This is a genomic window from Cupriavidus sp. 05T42 (genome assembly GCF_056396345.1).
In genome coordinates this window covers 132,367-148,405 of record NZ_JBFTLH010000010.1, presented here as the reverse complement: position 1 = coordinate 148,405, position 16,039 = coordinate 132,367, and the positions used below count along the sequence as shown (strand labels likewise).

The window sequence follows — 16,039 nt, the reverse complement described above, 5'->3', positions numbered from 1 at the left end:
CGTCGCCCCCGTCACCAGAAGTTGAACAACAAACACTGGAGGCCCAATGCAACGTGTCGACCGCATCGACGATGCCATCTCCCTGCCCGAGCTGACGCTGCGCGGCATCATCCTGGGCGCGCTGATCACCGTGGTGTTCACCGCGTCCAACATCTACCTCGGCCTGAAAGTCGGCCTGACCTTCTCCTCCGCCATTCCAGCCGCCGTGATTTCGATGGCCGTGCTGCGGCTGTTTCCGGGCGCCAATATCCTCGAAAACAACATGGTGCAGACGCAGGCGTCCGCCGCGGGCACCTTGTCGTCGATCATCTTCATCCTGCCGGGGCTGGTCATGCTCGGCCACTGGCAGGGATTTCCGTTCTGGCAGACGCTGTCGATCTGCGCGGCGGGCGGCATGCTCGGCGTGATTTTCAGCATTCCGCTACGTCACGCGATGGTCGTAAAGAGCGACCTGCCGTACCCCGAGGGCGTCGCGGCTGCAGAGATCCTGCGCGTGGGCAGCGCCAGCGAGGCGCCCGGCGAGGCCAAGCAGGCCACCGGACTGGCCGATCTGCTAGCCGGCGGCGTGGCGGCGGGGCTGTTCAGCTTCGCCGCGGGCGGGCTGCGCGTGCTGGCCGAAGGGGCCAATGCGTGGCTGGCGGCGGGCGCGTCGGTGGTGCGGCTGTCGATGGGGTTCTCGCTGGCGCTGGTCGGTGCCGGGTATCTGGTCGGCATCGTCGGCGGGCTGGCCATGCTGCTGGGCCTCGTGCTCACATGGGGCGTGGCCGTGCCGTGGCTGACCGCGATTACGCCGATGCCGGCTGGCGCCACGCTGGCGAGCTTCGGCACCTCGGTCTGGAGTACGCAGGCACGCTTTATCGGTGCCGGCACGATCGGGATTGCCGCGATCTGGACGCTCGCCACGTTGTTCAAGCCGATGGTCGAGGGCGTGCGGGCGTCGATGGGTGCGCTGCGCGGGAACAGTGCCGGACAAGGTGCCGGGCAGGGCGGCGAGATCCCACGGACCCAGCGCGACCTGCCGGCGGTCTGGATCGGCGCCATCACGCTGGTGCTGCTCGCGGTGCTGGCGGTCACGTTTGGCCATTTCCTCGCCCCGTCGCCGCTCGATGACGGCGCGATGTGGCGGCTCGTGGCCTGCGCCGTGCTGTTCGCCTTCGTGTTCGGCTTCCTGGTGGCGGCCGCCTGCGGCTATATGGCGGGGCTGGTCGGCTCGTCTGCCAGCCCGATCTCGGGCATCGGCATCATCGCCGTGATCCTGGTGTCGCTGCTGATCCTCGGCGTGGGCACGCTCGATGGGCTGATGGGCACGCCGGAGGGCGGCAAGTTCGCGATTGCGCTGGCGATCTTCACGACGTCGGCGGTGGTGGCGGTGGCGTCCATCGCCAACGACAACCTCCAGGATCTGAAGACCGGCTGGCTGGTCGGCGCCACGCCGTGGCGCCAGCAGGTAGCGCTGCTGATTGGCTGCGCCGTGGGCGCGGCGGTGATTCCGCCGGTGCTGGAACTGCTCTACAACGCGTACGGCTTTGCCGGCACGCTGCCCCGGGCCGATATGGACCCCGGCCAGGCGCTCGCGGCGCCGCAGGCCACGCTGATGACGGCCATCGCCACGGGCATTTTCACGCACCAGCTCAACTGGACCATGATCCTGATCGGCGTGGCGCTGGGCGTGGTGCTGATTGCCATCGACGAAATGCTGCGCCGCCGGGGCGGTGTGGCGCGCCTGCCCGTGCTGGCGGTGGGCATCGGCATCTACCTGCCGCCGACCATCAGCTCCGCGCTGGTGGTGGGCGCGGTGCTGTCGTGGTGGCTGCTGCGGGCCGAGCGCCGCCGCGCCGAGGCGCGCGGCGATGACGTGACGCTGGCGGTGGCGCACGCCGAGCGGCGCGGCACGCTGCTGGCGTCGGGGCTGATCGTCGGGGAGAGTCTGGTCGGCGTGGCGCTGGCGGCCATCATCGGCCTGTCCGGCAAGGAGGCGCCACTGGCGCTGGTCGGCGCAGGGTTTGCCACCACGGCCGAGTGGCTGGGGCTGGCGGTCTTCGTGCTGGTCTGCGTGGGGTTCTGCCGGCGCGTGCTGGCGACGCGGTAGGGCGCGGAGGAGGGGGCGCCGGGCGCCGCTCAGTCTTCCTCTTCTTCAGGCAGGTCCGCCGAGGGCGTCTCGCCGGGCTTGCCGCCGATCACATACTTCTCGGCCGCCCAGGCGCCAAGGTCGATCTGCTTGCAGCGGTCGGAACAGAAGGGACGGAACTTGTTTTCCTGCACCCACGGCACATCCTTGCCGCAGGTGGGACATTTGACGACGGCTGGCATCGGGAAGACTTCAGAAATTGCAGAGCTTGAGCAGGAACGGGATGTCGGCATCGACCGAACGCGGTCGCATGTCGCCGTCCTGCTGGGTGAAACGGACCCAGAGCATGTACTTGTTGGCGCTCATCTCGGGAATGAAGGCCAGCAGCGAGTCGTCGAGGTAGACCTGCATCAGCTGGTAGCTGCGGCCCGACAGCATCTGCTGGTAGCTGCCGCCCGTGGCGATGACTTTGCCGCTCTGGCCGGACTCGCGCAGCAGCCGCAGCACGATCGACGTGCCCATGCGCAGCGACGTGAGCGGGCGCGCCCACTTGAGGATATCAGCCTGACGGTCCTCGGCGGGGCGGTGCTGCCACGCGAAGTAGGCCGGCAGGTCGAATTCGCAGGTGCCGCCCGGGATGATGGCGCGGCTGCGGATGCTCGTGAGCCACTCGTTGTCGGCCAGCAGCTGGCCGGCCTTGCCCACGGTCTGGTTCAGCGCGGTAATGCCCTGTTCGATCTCGGCGATGACGTTGGCCAGCGCGTCCTGGTCGATCTGCGGATTGGCGCGCAGCGGCGAGAGCGCCTGGCGCTGGCGCTCCAGTTCCTTGATCAGGTCAGTCTTGAGGTCGGCGCGGCCGGCCACATCGATGATCTCGAAGATCGTCGTAATGGCCACGTGATGCTGCTGGGGGTGATCCTGCCCGAGGAAATAATCCAGCCGATCGAACAGGTCTTCCAGGCGCAGGAGCGTCCTGATGCGTTCGTTGAAAGGATATTCGTACAGGATCAAGGGAGGTATCCGTGCTGCGCGCCGAGGGGCCGGAAGCCGAAAGGCAGATTCAATCGAGTGCCCGAGGTCGGCGGTCTGGCGGAACTTCGGAAAATCCGTCAGTTAGCACGCTTTTCCCGGCATGTTCAGCGCATTCTATGCGAGTCGCGCCTCAAGGACAAATGCAATCTGCCCGTGCGGCGTACTCGGGGCGCGCCACGCTAGCCGGCGTGCTGACGATAGTAGGCGTCGAGCCGTTCCACCTGGGGCGCGAGGGCCTCGGGCGGGCCGTCGTTGTCGATCACATCATCGGCCACGGCCAGCCGCGCGGCGCGCGTGGCCTGCCGGGCCATGATCGCCAGCACCTGCGCGCGCGTGAAGCCGTTGCGCGCCATGACGCGGGCGATCTGCGTCTCTTCCTGGCAATCGACCACCAGCACGCGGCCCACGCGGGCGCGCCAGGTGCCGGATTCCACCAGCAGCGGCACCACATAGATCAGATACGGATGCTGGCCGCCCGCACGGACGGCGGCGGCGCGCGACTCGGTCAGCGAGCGGATCAGCGGATGGGTGATGCCTTCGAGCGTGGCCTTGGCCGTGGGGTCCGAGAAGACCAGGGCGCGCATGGCGTCGCGGTCCATGGCGCCGTCCGGGCGCAGGCAGCCGGGGCCGAATGCCGCCACCAGCGGGCCGATGGCGGCGCCGCCGGGCGCGGTAATCTCATGCGCGAGCAGGTCAGTGTCGATCAGCGCGGCGCCGCGCGCGGCAAACATGTCGGCAACGCGGGTCTTGCCGGAGCCGATGCCGCCCGTGAGTCCGATTTCCAGCATGGAGAAGCGTGTCGGTAGCGTGGAGGAATGGCGCCAACGATACCAGCTTTCCGGGCAGCGGCTGTCGGTCAGCGGCTGAAGGTCAGCCCCAGCGGCAGCACATCGGCGCCAAAGAACAGCACGATCAGCCCTGCGCCGGCGATGAACGGCCCGAACGGGAACGGCGTCTCGCGGCCCTGGCGCCGCACAACCAGCAGCACGATGCCGAACACCGCGCCCACCACCGACGACAGCAGCACCAGCGCCGGCAGCGCCTGCCAGCCGAACCAGGCGCCCAGCGCGCCCATCAGCTTGAAATCGCCATAGCCCATGCCTTCCTTGCCGCGCACGAGCTTGAACAGCCAATAGACACTCCACAGCAGCAGGTAGCCGGCGGCGGCGCCAATCACGGCATCGGCCAGCGGCGCGAAGGCGCCGTTCAGGTTCAGCAGCAGCCCGAGCCAGAGCAGGGGCAGCGTGATCTGGTCTGGCAGCAACTGGGTGTCGGCGTCGATCATGGTCAGCGCGACCAGGCTCCAGACCATGACGATCGCGGCCAGCGCCTGCACGGTCGGGCCGAAATGCCACATCGCCAGCCCGGTCAGCACGGCCGTGGCCAGCTCCACCAGCGGATAGCGGACACTGATCGGCGCCTTGCAGGCCGAGCATTTCCCCCGCAGGAACAGGTAGCTGACCACCGGCACGTTTTCCCAGGCGGCGATCTGGTGGCCGCAGTGCGGGCAGGCCGAGCGCGGCACCATGAGGTTGTAGCGGTCCGGGTGGGGCAGCGGCTCGTCTCGTAGTTCGGCCAGATAGTTGGCCTCGTCGTATTCCATCATCCGGGGCAGGCGATGGATCACCACGTTGAGGAAACTGCCCACCAGCAGGCCAAGCAGGCCGGCCGCCACGATCAGGAACAGCGGCGGCACGGCTTCAAGCGCGGATACAGCCTGCATCGGTCACACCACCTGGCCCAGCTTGAAGATCGGCAGGTACATCGCCACCACCATGCCGCCAATCAGCACGCCCAGGATCACGATGATCAGCGGCTCGATCAGGCTGGAGATGGCCGCCACGGCGTCATCGACCTCGCGCTCGTAGAATTCCGCCACCTTGAGCAGCATGTTGTCCAGCGCGCCGGACTCCTCGCCGATCTGCGTCATCTGAAGCACCATGTTGTCGAACACGTGCGTGGCCTGCATCGCGTTGGTCAGGCTGGTACCGATCCGCACGGCCTGTTCGATTTCCCGCGTGGCATCGTAATACAGCCAGTTACCGGCGGCGCCGGCCACGGATTCCATCGACTCCACCAGCGGCGTGCCGGCGGCGAACATCGTGGCCAGCGTGCGGGTCCAGCGCGCGATCACGGCCTTGCGGAACAGGCTGCCGAAGATCGGCAGCTTCAGCAGCGCCTTGTCGTGCCAGCGCTGGACCTTTTCCGAGGTCTTGCGCGCCCGGAGGTAGAAGATGATCGAGGCAATCGGTATCCCGATCACCAGATACCAGTACGTGACGAAGAAGTCGGACATGTTGATCACGACCATCGTCGGCGCGGGCAGGGCGGCGCCGAAGCTCGAGAACACGCCCTTGAACGCCGGAATCACGAACAGCATCAGCACCACGGTCACGGCGAAGGCCACGCAGAGCACCGAGATCGGGTAGATCATCGCGGACTTGATCTGGCTCTTCAGCGCGATCGTCTTTTCCATGTAGAGCGAGAGGCGCTCCAGCAGGGCGTCGAGAATACCGCCCTGTTCACCGGCGTCGATCAGGTTGCAGTACAGCGTGTCGAAGTACTTCGGCTGGCGCCGGAACGCAGTGGCCATGCTGCTACCGGCCTCGATGTCGAAGCGGATGTCGGACAGCAGCTGCGTGAAGTTGGGGTTGGCGTGGCCGCGCGCGATGATGTCGATCGATTGCAGCAGCGGAATACCGGCCTTGAGCATCGTCGAGAGCTGACGCGTGAAGTACGCGATGTCCTTCTCGGTGATCTTCTTGCCGCGCGCCGCCTTGCGCTTCTTCATCTTGACGACGGTCAGGCCCTGCTTGCGCAGCGTCGCGACGACCTCCGCCTGGCTTTCGGCCCGTTGCTCGCCCTTGAAGCCCTTGCCCTTCCGGTCCTTGGCTTCCCATTCGAAGATGTACTGCGTGGGCGCCTTCCGCCCTGATTTGGCCCGCGACGGCGCTGCCGTCCGGGCGCCCGCCGCTGGTGCGCGCGTCGCCATGATTTGACCCCCGACTAATGTCTATTGACTATTGTTTTACGTATTGGTGGTCGCCAGCACTTCTTCGAGTGACGTGACGCCCTGTTTGACCTTGAGCAGGCCAGATTCCCGCAAAGATAGCACGCCGTCCCGGCGCGCCTGCTCGGCGATTTGCAGCGCCGTGCCGTGCGACAGAATGATCTGCTGCATCGCTTCCGTGATCGGCATGACCTGATAAATACCGCAGCGGCCCTTGTAGCCGCTGCCGTTGCAGCGCTCGCAGCCCACCGGGTGGTAGGGCTGCCAGCTGCCGTCCGTGTCGGCCTCGGTGAAGCCGGCGTCGAGCAGGGCCGGCTTGGGAATATCGCCGGCGCGCTTGCAGGTGCAGAGCCGGCGCGCCAGCCGCTGCGCCGTGATCATCAGCACCGAGGACGCGATGTTGAACGGCGCCACGCCCATGTTCATCAGGCGCGTGAGCGTGGTCGGGGCGTCGTTGGTGTGCAGCGTGGAGAGCACCAGGTGGCCCGTCTGGGCGGCCTTGATCGAAATATCGGCGGTTTCCAGGTCACGGATTTCGCCGACCATGATGATGTCCGGATCCTGCCGCAGGAACGACTTCAGCGCCGCCGCGAAGGTCAGGCCGGCCTTGTCGTTCACGTTCACCTGGTTGATACCGGGCAGCTGGATTTCCGCCGGATCCTCCGCCGTGGAAATGTTGATGTCGCCCTGGTTCAGCATGTTCAGGAACGTATAGAGCGACACCGTCTTGCCGCTGCCGGTGGGGCCGGTGACCAGCACCATCCCGTACGGCCGCTTGATCACCTCCAGCAGCAGCGCCTTCTGCGCGGGCTCGTAGCCGAGCTGGTCGATGTCGAGCTTGTCGGACGAGGATTCCAGAATCCGCATCACGATCTTCTCGCCGAACAGCGTGGGCAGCGTGGAGACGCGGAAGTCGATCGCTTTCTCGATGACCTCCTTGGCGTCCTTGTCCTTGGGCAGCGAGAGCAGCAGCTTCATGCGGCCGTCCTGCGGCACGCGCTTTTCCGAAATGTCCAGGCGCGACAGCACCTTGATGCGGGTGGCGACCTTGTCGCGGATGTCGAGCGGCGGGCGGGCCACTTCCTGCAGCACGCCGTCCACGCGGAAGCGCACGCGGTAGAAGAACTCGAACGGTTCGAAGTGCAAGTCCGACGCGCCGCGCTGGAACGCCTCGGTCAGCAGCTTCTGGAGGAAGCGCACCACGGGGGCGTCGTCGATCTCGTTGCCCGGCCCGCCCTTGCGGACGCCGGCCGCGGCCGCCACCGGATCGTATTCGATCATCTTGGTGGCGGTGGGCGTCACGGGCGAGATGTTCTTCATCGTCCCGAGCGCCTCGCCGGCGGCGCGCACGTGCTTCATCAGCTTGTCGTGCTCCACCACCACGGTTTCCACCGGCAGGTTGAATTTCTGCTTGATGGCGTCCACGCCGGCCTGGTTGGTCGGGTCGGACAGCGCCACGATGAGCCGGTTCTCACGGCGGCCCAGGGGCAGCAGGCGGTGGGCGTGGAATTCGCGATTGCCGGCCAGCGCGGGCGGCACGCGATTGAGGTTGTACTGGGCCAGGTCCAGCAGCGGAAGCTGGTACTTGTCGGCGGCGAAGATCGCCACGTCGTGGGCAGACATGGTGCCGCTGCCGATGATCTCGTCAATCAGCTGCGACTTCTTCTCCCGGGCCGATTGCTCGAGCTGCGCGAGTAGCGCGGGGGCGATCCGTCGGCTCTGGGCGAGCGCAAGGCCTAGTGTCATGGCGAAATACGAGCGATGAGCGCGCGATCGGATGATGCCGGCCGGCGGCGCGTTTGACTGCGGCGGGATCGGGTGCAGAGGGTCCCGGACCGGGGCAGTTTGCCGCCGGGGTCACTTTTTGTAAAGCGACGGGGCGGGCGCGTTGGCGTTTGCGCGACACGTCCGCAACCCTACTTGCGCGGGGGAGGGGGAAGGGGGGCGGGAAACGAAAAAAGCCGCACATTGCTGTGCGGCTTTTTCGTGGACACCACGCTGGCGCATGACATCGAAATCTGGTCGGGGTGAGAGGATTCGAACCTCCGGCCTCTACGTCCCGAACGTAGCGCTCTACCAGGCTAAGCTACACCCCGATTTCTTGTTACTGCTAGGGTTTTTTCGCGCTGACTTGTCGGTGCGTTGTTACGACTGACGTTGCAGCGAGAAAGCACACAAGTGTATCAGCGTTTCCTTCAGTTGGGAAGGGGGAAATTGCATTGCCGCCTTTTCCGCGGCTTCTGCTTCGTGCTGCGCGGCGGCAAACGTCACCTCCAGCGCGCCGCTGGCATGGATGGCCGAGAAGACTGCATCAAAGTGTTCCGTGCCGCCCTGGACGATGGCCTCGCGCGCGAGTTCGCGCTGTTCCGCGGTGCCGTGCTCGAGCAGGTGGAGCAGCGGCAGCGTGGGCTTGCCCTCGCGCAGGTCGTCGCCGGCGTTCTTGCCCATCTGCTCGGCGCTGGCCGTGTAGTCGAGCATGTCGTCGATCAGCTGGAATGCCGTGCCGATGCGGCGGCCGTACTCGGCCGCGGCTTCTTCCATGGCGGGGTCCGCGCCGGCCAGCACCGCGCCCAGTTCGGCCGAGGCTTCGAACAGCTTGGCGGTCTTGTAGCGGATCACCTGGAGGTAGCGCTCCACGGTCACGTCCGGGTCGTGCATGTTCAGCAACTGCAGGACCTCGCCCTCGGCAATCACGTTGGTCGCATTGGAGAGGATCTCCATGATGCGCATGCTGCCGGCCTCGACCATCATCTGGAAGGCGCGCGAATAGAGGAAGTCGCCCACCAGTACGCTGGCCGCGTTGCCGAACACCGCGTTGGCGGTCTGGCGGCCACGGCGCAACTCGGATTCGTCCACCACGTCGTCGTGGAGCAGCGTGGCGGTGTGGATGAACTCCACCACAGCGGCGAGTTCGTGATGGCGATGGCCCTCGTAGCCGAACGCGCGCGCCGAAAGCAGCAGGATGACCGGACGCAGCCGCTTGCCGCCCGCGCCGATGATGTATTCGCCGATCTGCTCGATCAGGGGCACTTCAGAAGACAGGCGGCGCCGGATGACGGCATCGACGGCGCGCATGTCGGCAGCGACCGGGGCAAGCAAGGCAGTGGCGGAAGACTGGGACAAGATGGAATCACCGGTTCGCAAAACCGGTGGATTATATGCGATCGCGGTGTCGCCATGGCCGCTTGCATGCGGCCAGAACGGCCCAGAAGGGGCGGCGCCTATCTATAATGACGGCATGAACAAGGCCCCTGCCTCCCGCAGGCAGGTCCGCCGCACCGCCTGGTGGGTGGCGTTTGCCGCCCTTGCCGGGTTCCTGCTCGCCGACCTGATCTGATCCGCATTCCGGCGCGAAGTGCGCCAGTCGCCGCTGCGCAACGCTCCGGCAGGCTATGTATTTGTTTCCGTTGGCTTTTCTTTGACCTTTCCGTATCGCGCCCTTTGCGCTTTCTGGAAAACTGGTCTACAATCGCCGGTTCCTTCGGTTGGTTTGCGCTGTATACGGCGAGCCGCCGGACGGCAAAGCAGCAAGTCGGCGCACGAAACGGCGCCGGTCCCGTGAGATACCGGGGCAGCATTCAACGTTTCATTCACATCGAGAGGTTCGACAATGTACGCGGTCGTAAAAACCGGCGGCAAGCAATACAAGGTTGCTGCTGGCGAAAAACTTAAAGTAGAACAGATACCGGCAGACATTGGCGCAGAAATCACGCTGGACCAGGTGCTCGCAGTGGGCGCCGGCGACCAAATCAAGTTTGGTACGCCGCTGGTGAGCGGGGCTTCCGTCAAGGCTACCGTGATCTCCCAGGGTCGTCACGACAAGGTGAAGATCTTCAAGATGCGCCGTCGCAAGCACTACCAGAAGCGCCAGGGCCATCGTCAGAATTACACCGAACTGCGCATCGAAGCCATCGTTGCCTGAGCATTGCTCGGACAACAGGTATTCAACGCAATCAGGTAAACAGGAGTTAAGACATGGCACAGAAAAAAGGCGGCGGTTCCACGCGGAACGGCCGTGATTCGGAATCGAAGCGTCTGGGCGTGAAGGTGTACGGTGGCCAGGCCATCAACGCCGGCGGCATCATCGTTCGCCAACGCGGCACTCGCGTGCACGCTGGTGATAACGTGGGTATCGGCAAGGACCACACCCTGTTCGCACTAGTGGACGGTCACGTGCAGTTCGCCGTCAAGGGCGCTGCCAAGAAGCAGCAAGTCAGCGTCGTTCCGGCGGCCTGATAACAGCCTTTGCAGCCCGAAGGCCCCGCAACACTTGCGGGGCCTTTTCATTTCTGGCATGAATAAAGCCGGCCCGATCCATCTGGGAAGACCAATATGAAGTTCATCGACGAAGCCCGAATCGAGGCGATTGCCGGCAATGGCGGCAACGGGAGTGCGTCGTTCCGGCGCGAGAAGTTTGTGCCCTTCGGTGGCCCCGATGGCGGTGACGGCGGGCGGGGCGGCAGCGTGTTCGCGCAGGCCGACCGCAATATCAACACCCTGATCGACTACCGCTACTCCAAGAAGCACGTGGCCCGTAACGGCGAGAACGGCCGTGGCGCGGATTGCTACGGCGCTGCCGGCGAGGACGTCACGCTGCGCATGCCGGTCGGTACGCTGATCATGGACATGGACACCGGCGAGGTCATCGCCGACCTGACCGAGCACGGCCAGACCGTGTGCCTGGCCGAAGGCGGCATGGGCGGCTGGGGCAACCTCCACTTCAAGTCGAGTACCAACCGCGCGCCGCGCCAGCAGGTCGACGGCAAGCCCGGCGAGCGCCGCATGCTGCGGCTCGAACTCAAGGTGCTGGCCGACGTGGGCCTGCTCGGCATGCCGAACGCGGGCAAGTCGACGTTCATCTCGCATATCTCGAACGCGCGTCCCAAAGTGGCCGACTATCCGTTCACGACGCTGCATCCGAACCTCGGCGTGGTCCGTGTGGACCACGAGCAATCGTTCGTGGTGGCGGACATTCCCGGCCTGATCGAAGGCGCCGCCGAAGGTGCCGGGCTGGGTCACCAGTTCCTGCGCCACCTGCAGCGCACGGGCCTCTTGCTGCACATTGTGGACATCGCCCCGTTCGACGAGAACGTCGATCCGGTGGCCGAGGCGCGTGCCATCGTCAACGAATTGAAGAAGTACGACGAAACGCTGTACGAGAAGCCGCGCTGGCTGGTGCTGAACAAGCTCGATGTGGTGCCGGATGAAGAGCGCGCCACGCGCATGAAGGACTTCGTCAAGCGCTACAAGTGGAAGGGGCCCGTGTTCCACATTTCGGCGCTGACTGGCGAGGGCTGCCGTGAGCTGATCTACGCGATCAAGGACCATCTGGCCGCGATCAAGGCCGAAGAGGCCGCCGCGCTGGCCGAGCCCGATATCCGTCTGGACGACCGCCTGCACAACGTGGCGCCCGATGCCGGCGCTGGCGATCAGGGTGATCAGGGCAACCAGGCCTGACGCCTTGCGGCGAGGGCTAGCCAGTACCGCAGAATAACCAGAACACCCCGGCACCCGGAGACAGGATCCTCGCCATGCAATCGGTCATCGCCCAGGCAAAACGCATTGTCGTCAAGGTAGGCTCGAGCCTGGTCACCAATGATGGGAAGGGGCTGGACCACGACGCCATCGCGCGCTGGGCAGCCCAGATCGCCAAGCTGCGCGGCGCCGGCAAGGAAGTGGTGCTGGTCAGCTCCGGCGCCATCGCCGAAGGCATGCAGCGCCTGGGCTGGGTGCGCCGGCCCAAGGAAATCCACGAATTGCAGGCCGCTGCCGCCGTCGGGCAGATGGGGCTGGCCCAGGTCTACGAAAGCCAGTTCGGGCGCTACGGCATCCGCACCGCGCAGGTGCTGCTGACCCACGCCGACCTGGCCGACCGGGAACGCTACCTGAACGCGCGCTCCACGCTGCTGACGCTGCTCTCGCTCGGCGTGGTGCCGATCATCAACGAGAACGATACGGTCGTGACCGACGAAATCAAGTTCGGCGACAACGACACGCTGGGCGCGCTCGTCACCAACCTGATCGAAGGCGACGCACTGGTCATCCTGACCGACCAGCGCGGGCTGTACACGGCCGATCCGCGCAAGGACCCGAACGCCAGGTTCGTGGACGAGGCGCTGGCCGGCACGCCGGAACTGGAAGCCATGGCGGGCGGTGCCGGGACGTCGATCGGGCGGGGCGGCATGCTGACCAAGATCCTGGCGGCCAAGCGCGCGGCGAAGTCCGGCGCCCACACCACCATCGCCTCGGGCCGTGAGGCCGACGTGCTGGGCCGGCTGGCCGAAGGCGAGGCCATCGGCACCCAGTTGCTGGCGCCGACCGGCCGCCTGACCGCGCGCAAGCAGTGGATGGCAGATCACTTGCAGCTGCGCGGCCGGGTGGTCATCGATAACGGTGCGGTGGAGAAGTTGACCAGCGGCGGCAAGTCGCTGCTGCCGATTGGCGTGGTGGAGGTGCAGGGCGAATTTGCGCGTGGCGAGGTGATCGCCTGCGTGAGCCCGGCTGGCCACGAGGTGGCGCGCGGCATCACCAACTATTCGAGCGCCGAGGCGCGGCTGATTGCCCGCAAGCCTTCGTCCGAGATCGAATCGGTGCTGGGCCACCTGAACGAGCCGGAGCTGATTCACCGGGACAACCTCGTACTCGTCTGATTTCTGACGACAAACCGAGGCAAGATGAAGCAAAACGGCGAGGCCCCAGGGCCTCGCCGTTTTGCATTCCAGCCTTGCCGAAGCGCCGGGTTAGCGGCGCGGCGCGTAGGCGCGCAGGTCCTTGATCATCTTCTCCGGGCTGCCGGCCACGGTGCGGCCTTCGCAGAAGAAGTCGGTGGCCAGCGCGGCCGGGTAGGCGTTGCGGGCGCGGGTTTCCATCCGATACCAGGTGTCGCGGTCGTCGGCCCGGTTCGGAATCCAGGCCGTGGCGCCCTGCGGCAGGGTGGCGTAGAGCTTGCGCTCGAACGCGTCGCAGCGCATGCCTTCGTAGTTCACATTGCGTCCGCCGCCGGGGCTGGTGATGACCACGGTGAAGCGCACCACCTTGTCCGGGCCCACGCTGATGGACTTGCTGTCCACTGCGAAGCGGAAATCCCCGCTGCCGTTGACCGAGAACGGAATCAGGTCCGCTTCCTGGGGCAGCGCCGGCAGGCCGGTGTCGGCCTCCTTGAATACCTTTTCCTCGAACGGGTTGACCCAGGTGGACTCTTCCTCGGGCAGGCCCTTGCTGGTGGTCTTGCAGCCGGCCAGCGCCAGGCAGGCGGCGGCGAGCAACAGACCGGCGCGCACGCGCCGGCCGGTGAAACTAGTCATCGGAACTCCGTTGGGTAGGTGCCGGGCTGGCCGGCGAAGCGGGCACGGCTTCCTGGATCGCCGTGGCGGCGGTCTCAGGCACGACGCCGGACACAGCCATTGGGCGTGCGTCGTCCCCATGCCGGCCCTCGCCGCCATGGTGCCCGTTGTGGCCAGGATGGCCGTGATTCCCGTGGAAACCATGGTGACCATGGGTGCCATAGGGACTCAGCGGCGCGCGGCCACGATTCAGGAAGCGCGACAACTCGGTCAGCGCCATCTGGTAGACATCGCGCTTGAATTCGATGACCGCGTCCAGCGGCACCCAGTACTGGCTCCAGCGCCAGGCGTCGAATTCGGGATGGTCCGTGGCACGCAGGTGGATGTCGCAATCGCGGCAGACCATGCGCAACAGGAACCAGATCTGCTTCTGGCCCTTATAGTGGCCGCGGATTTCGCGGCGGATGAACTTGTCCGGCACCTCATAACGCAACCAGTCGCGCGTGCGACCGACGATCCTGACGTGCTCCGGAAGCAGGCCGACTTCTTCCTGCAGCTCGCGGTACATGGCCTGTTCCGGCGTTTCGCCGTACTTGATGCCGCCCTGCGGAAACTGCCAGGAGTGTTCGCCGATTCGCTTGCCCCAGAAAACCTCGTTGCGTGCGTTGATGAGGATGATGCCGACGTTCGGGCGAAAGCCTTCACGATCGAGCATGACTGCACCTCGAATCCTTTAGAATTACGTCGATTATAAAGGAAGCGCGCGGGTCGGCCTGACGCCGGGAATGCTGGTTTTCCCCGAGCGGGAAGGGCAGTTTCCGGCGCGTCCCGCCAAATGAAATGCCGCGCCTGGCCAGGCCGGCGCTGCCGGGCACTGCCCGACTCACGAGAAAGCAACGGATGAAAGCCTCGCAATTCTTCATTTCCACCCTCAAGGAAGCCCCCGCCGACGCGGAAATCGTGTCGCACAAACTCATGATGCGGGCTGGCATGATCAAAAAGGTCGGCGCCGGCATCTACAGCTACATGCCGGTGGGGCTGCGCGTGATCCGCAAGGTGGAGAACATCGTCCGCGAGGAAATGAACCGCGCCGGCGCCCTGGAACTGTCGATGCCCGTGATCCAGCCGGCCGAACTCTGGCAGGAGACCGGCCGCTGGGACAAGATGGGCCCCGAGCTGCTGCGCCTGAAAGACCGCCACGAGCGCGATTTCGTCATGCAGCCGACTTCCGAGGAAGTGGTCACGGACATCGCCCGCAGCGACATCCGCAGCTACAAGCAGCTCCCGGTGAACTTCTATCAGATTCAGACCAAGTTCCGCGACGAGCGCCGGCCCCGCTTCGGCATCATGCGTGGCCGCGAGTTCACCATGAAGGACGCCTATTCCTTCGACCGGGACCTGGACGGCCTGAAGGGCTCGTACCGCAACATGTACGACACCTACACGCGCATCTTCCAGCGTTTCGGCCTGGAATTCCGCGCTGTGGCGGCCGATAACGGCGCCATCGGCGGCTCGGGCTCGCACGAGTTCCACGTGATCGCCGATACCGGCGAGGACGCCATCGTCTACTGCCCCACCTCGGAATACGCCGCCAACATGGAAGCCGCCGAGGCGCTGCCGCTGGACGCCGCCCGTCCCGCGCCGGCCGAGGCCATGGCCAAGACCCACACCCCGGGCAAGGCCAAGTGCGAGCACGTCGCCGAATTCCTGAACATGCCGCTGGTGCGCACGGTGAAGTCGATCGTGCTGGCCAAGGACACCGACGCCGGCGCCGAGATCTGGCTGCTGCTGTTGCGTGGCGACCACGAACTGAACGAGGTCAAGGCGTCGAAGGTGCCGGGCCTGCTAGATTTCCGTTTCGCGACCGAGAACGAGATCGTCGACACCTTCGGCTCGCCCCCCGGCTACCTCGGCCCGATCGGCACGAAGAAGCCGGTGAAGCTGGTGGCGGACCGCACGGTGGCCAACATGGCCGATTTCTGCTGTGGCGCCAATGACCGCGACTACCACTACACCGGCGTGAACTGGGGCCGCGACCTGCCCGAGCCGATCGTGGCGGACCTGCGCAACGTGGTGGCCGGCGACGCCTCGCCGGACGGCAAGGGCACGCTGGAGATCTGCCGGGGCATCGAGGTGGGCCACGTGTTCATGCTCGGCACCCGGTATTCCGAGTCGATGAGCGCCACCTACCTCGACGAGAACGGCAAGACCCAGCCGATGCAGATGGGCTGCTACGGCATTGGCGTGACGCGGATTCTTGGCGCTGCCATCGAACAGAACTACGATGAGCGCGGCATCATCTGGCCGGCCGCCATCGCCCCGTTCGCGGTGGTGGTCTGCCCGGTCGGCTACGACCGCAACGAAGCTGTGCGCGCGGAAGCCGACCGCATCCATGCCGAGCTGCTGGCGGCCGGTGTCGATGTGATCCTGGACGACCGTGGCGAGCGCCCCGGCGTGATGTTTGCCGACTGGGAACTGATCGGCGTGCCGCACCGTGTGGTGGTGGGCGACCGTGGCCTGAAGGAAGGCAAGGTCGAATACCAGGGCCGCCGCGACGCCCAGGCCACCCCGGTGGCCGTGGCTGACGTGGTGGGCTATATGCGCACCCAGCTGGCCAGCTGAAATCCGCTGTTGAAGTAAGGAAAA

Annotated in this window: 16 protein-coding genes and 1 tRNA gene; 7 read left to right on the top strand and 10 right to left on the bottom strand. The window is 65.8% G+C overall.

Annotated elements, in window-relative coordinates; genetic code table 11:
• The first annotated feature begins 46 nt into the window (after window positions 1–46).
• On the top strand, window positions 47–2,089 hold the full coding sequence (locus AC1EJR_RS15990; protein ID WP_441643921.1) for an OPT family oligopeptide transporter: 2,043 nt from the start codon (window positions 47–49) through the stop codon (window positions 2,087–2,089).
• Window positions 2,090–2,118: 29 nt separating this feature from the next.
• Here the strand turns inward: AC1EJR_RS15990 and AC1EJR_RS15985 are convergent, their stop codons facing one another.
• From AC1EJR_RS15985 to ispB, 8 genes are all read right to left on the bottom strand, one after another.
• Window positions 2,119–2,310 (bottom strand): DNA gyrase inhibitor YacG, encoded by a 192-nt coding sequence (locus AC1EJR_RS15985; protein ID WP_092298599.1) that lies wholly within the window; start codon window positions 2,308–2,310, stop codon window positions 2,119–2,121.
• Window positions 2,311–2,320: 10 nt separating this feature from the next.
• On the bottom strand, window positions 2,321–3,079 hold the full coding sequence (gene zapD / locus AC1EJR_RS15980) for a cell division protein ZapD (protein ID WP_092298602.1): 759 nt from the start codon (window positions 3,077–3,079) through the stop codon (window positions 2,321–2,323).
• A gap of 200 nt (window positions 3,080–3,279) precedes the next feature.
• On the bottom strand, window positions 3,280–3,888 hold the full coding sequence (gene coaE / locus AC1EJR_RS15975; RefSeq protein ID WP_092298605.1) for a dephospho-CoA kinase: 609 nt from the start codon (window positions 3,886–3,888) through the stop codon (window positions 3,280–3,282).
• 68 nt (window positions 3,889–3,956) lie between these two features.
• On the bottom strand, window positions 3,957–4,823 hold the full coding sequence (locus AC1EJR_RS15970; protein WP_092298608.1) for a prepilin peptidase: 867 nt from the start codon (window positions 4,821–4,823) through the stop codon (window positions 3,957–3,959).
• 3 nt (window positions 4,824–4,826) lie between these two features.
• The gene (locus AC1EJR_RS15965; protein WP_092298611.1) at window positions 4,827–6,092 is read right to left on the bottom strand and encodes a type II secretion system F family protein; all 1,266 of its coding nucleotides are present in this window, start codon (window positions 6,090–6,092) and stop codon (window positions 4,827–4,829) included.
• A gap of 36 nt (window positions 6,093–6,128) precedes the next feature.
• Complete coding sequence (gene pilB / locus AC1EJR_RS15960; RefSeq protein WP_092298614.1) at window positions 6,129–7,856, bottom strand: type IV-A pilus assembly ATPase PilB; 1,728 nt, start codon at window positions 7,854–7,856, stop codon at window positions 6,129–6,131.
• Between the two features lie 273 nt (window positions 7,857–8,129).
• Window positions 8,130–8,206, bottom strand: a tRNA-Pro gene (locus AC1EJR_RS15955).
• A 49-nt stretch (window positions 8,207–8,255) separates the two neighbouring features.
• Window positions 8,256–9,185: an octaprenyl diphosphate synthase gene (gene ispB, locus AC1EJR_RS15950; RefSeq protein WP_477113388.1), complete on the bottom strand. Its 930-nt coding sequence runs from the start codon at window positions 9,183–9,185 to the stop codon at window positions 8,256–8,258.
• Between ispB and AC1EJR_RS15945 the strand changes: the two genes are divergently transcribed.
• From AC1EJR_RS15945 to proB, 5 genes are all read left to right on the top strand, one after another.
• On the top strand, window positions 9,163–9,447 hold the full coding sequence (locus tag AC1EJR_RS15945) for a hypothetical protein (RefSeq protein ID WP_143093927.1): 285 nt from the start codon (window positions 9,163–9,165) through the stop codon (window positions 9,445–9,447). The genes ispB and AC1EJR_RS15945 overlap by 23 nt on opposite strands.
• A 273-nt stretch (window positions 9,448–9,720) precedes the next feature.
• Window positions 9,721–10,032 (top strand): 50S ribosomal protein L21, encoded by a 312-nt coding sequence (rplU, locus tag AC1EJR_RS15940; protein WP_006576525.1) that lies wholly within the window; start codon window positions 9,721–9,723, stop codon window positions 10,030–10,032.
• A 53-nt stretch (window positions 10,033–10,085) separates the two neighbouring features.
• Window positions 10,086–10,346: a 50S ribosomal protein L27 gene (rpmA, locus tag AC1EJR_RS15935; RefSeq protein ID WP_061955320.1), complete on the top strand. Its 261-nt coding sequence runs from the start codon at window positions 10,086–10,088 to the stop codon at window positions 10,344–10,346.
• A 96-nt stretch (window positions 10,347–10,442) separates the two neighbouring features.
• Window positions 10,443–11,567 carry an Obg family GTPase CgtA gene (gene cgtA, locus AC1EJR_RS15930; protein WP_441592217.1) on the top strand — a complete coding sequence of 375 codons (1,125 nt, stop codon included), beginning with the start codon at window positions 10,443–10,445 and terminating at the stop codon, window positions 11,565–11,567.
• Between the two features lie 74 nt (window positions 11,568–11,641).
• The gene (gene proB / locus AC1EJR_RS15925) at window positions 11,642–12,760 is read left to right on the top strand and encodes a glutamate 5-kinase (protein WP_092298623.1); all 1,119 of its coding nucleotides are present in this window, start codon (window positions 11,642–11,644) and stop codon (window positions 12,758–12,760) included.
• 90 nt (window positions 12,761–12,850) lie between these two features.
• Here proB and AC1EJR_RS15920 read toward each other — a convergent pair whose 3' ends face one another.
• Window positions 12,851–13,414: a CNP1-like family protein gene (locus AC1EJR_RS15920; protein ID WP_092298626.1), complete on the bottom strand. Its 564-nt coding sequence runs from the start codon at window positions 13,412–13,414 to the stop codon at window positions 12,851–12,853.
• On the bottom strand, window positions 13,407–14,108 hold the full coding sequence (locus AC1EJR_RS15915) for an RNA pyrophosphohydrolase (protein ID WP_477113387.1): 702 nt from the start codon (window positions 14,106–14,108) through the stop codon (window positions 13,407–13,409). The genes AC1EJR_RS15920 and AC1EJR_RS15915 overlap by 8 nt, the downstream gene beginning before the upstream one ends.
• 185 nt (window positions 14,109–14,293) lie before the next feature.
• On the opposite strand from AC1EJR_RS15915, the gene AC1EJR_RS15910 reads away from it, so the two are divergent.
• Complete coding sequence (locus AC1EJR_RS15910; RefSeq protein WP_477113386.1) at window positions 14,294–16,015, top strand: proline--tRNA ligase; 1,722 nt, start codon at window positions 14,294–14,296, stop codon at window positions 16,013–16,015.
• Window positions 16,016–16,039: the final 24 nt, after the last annotated feature.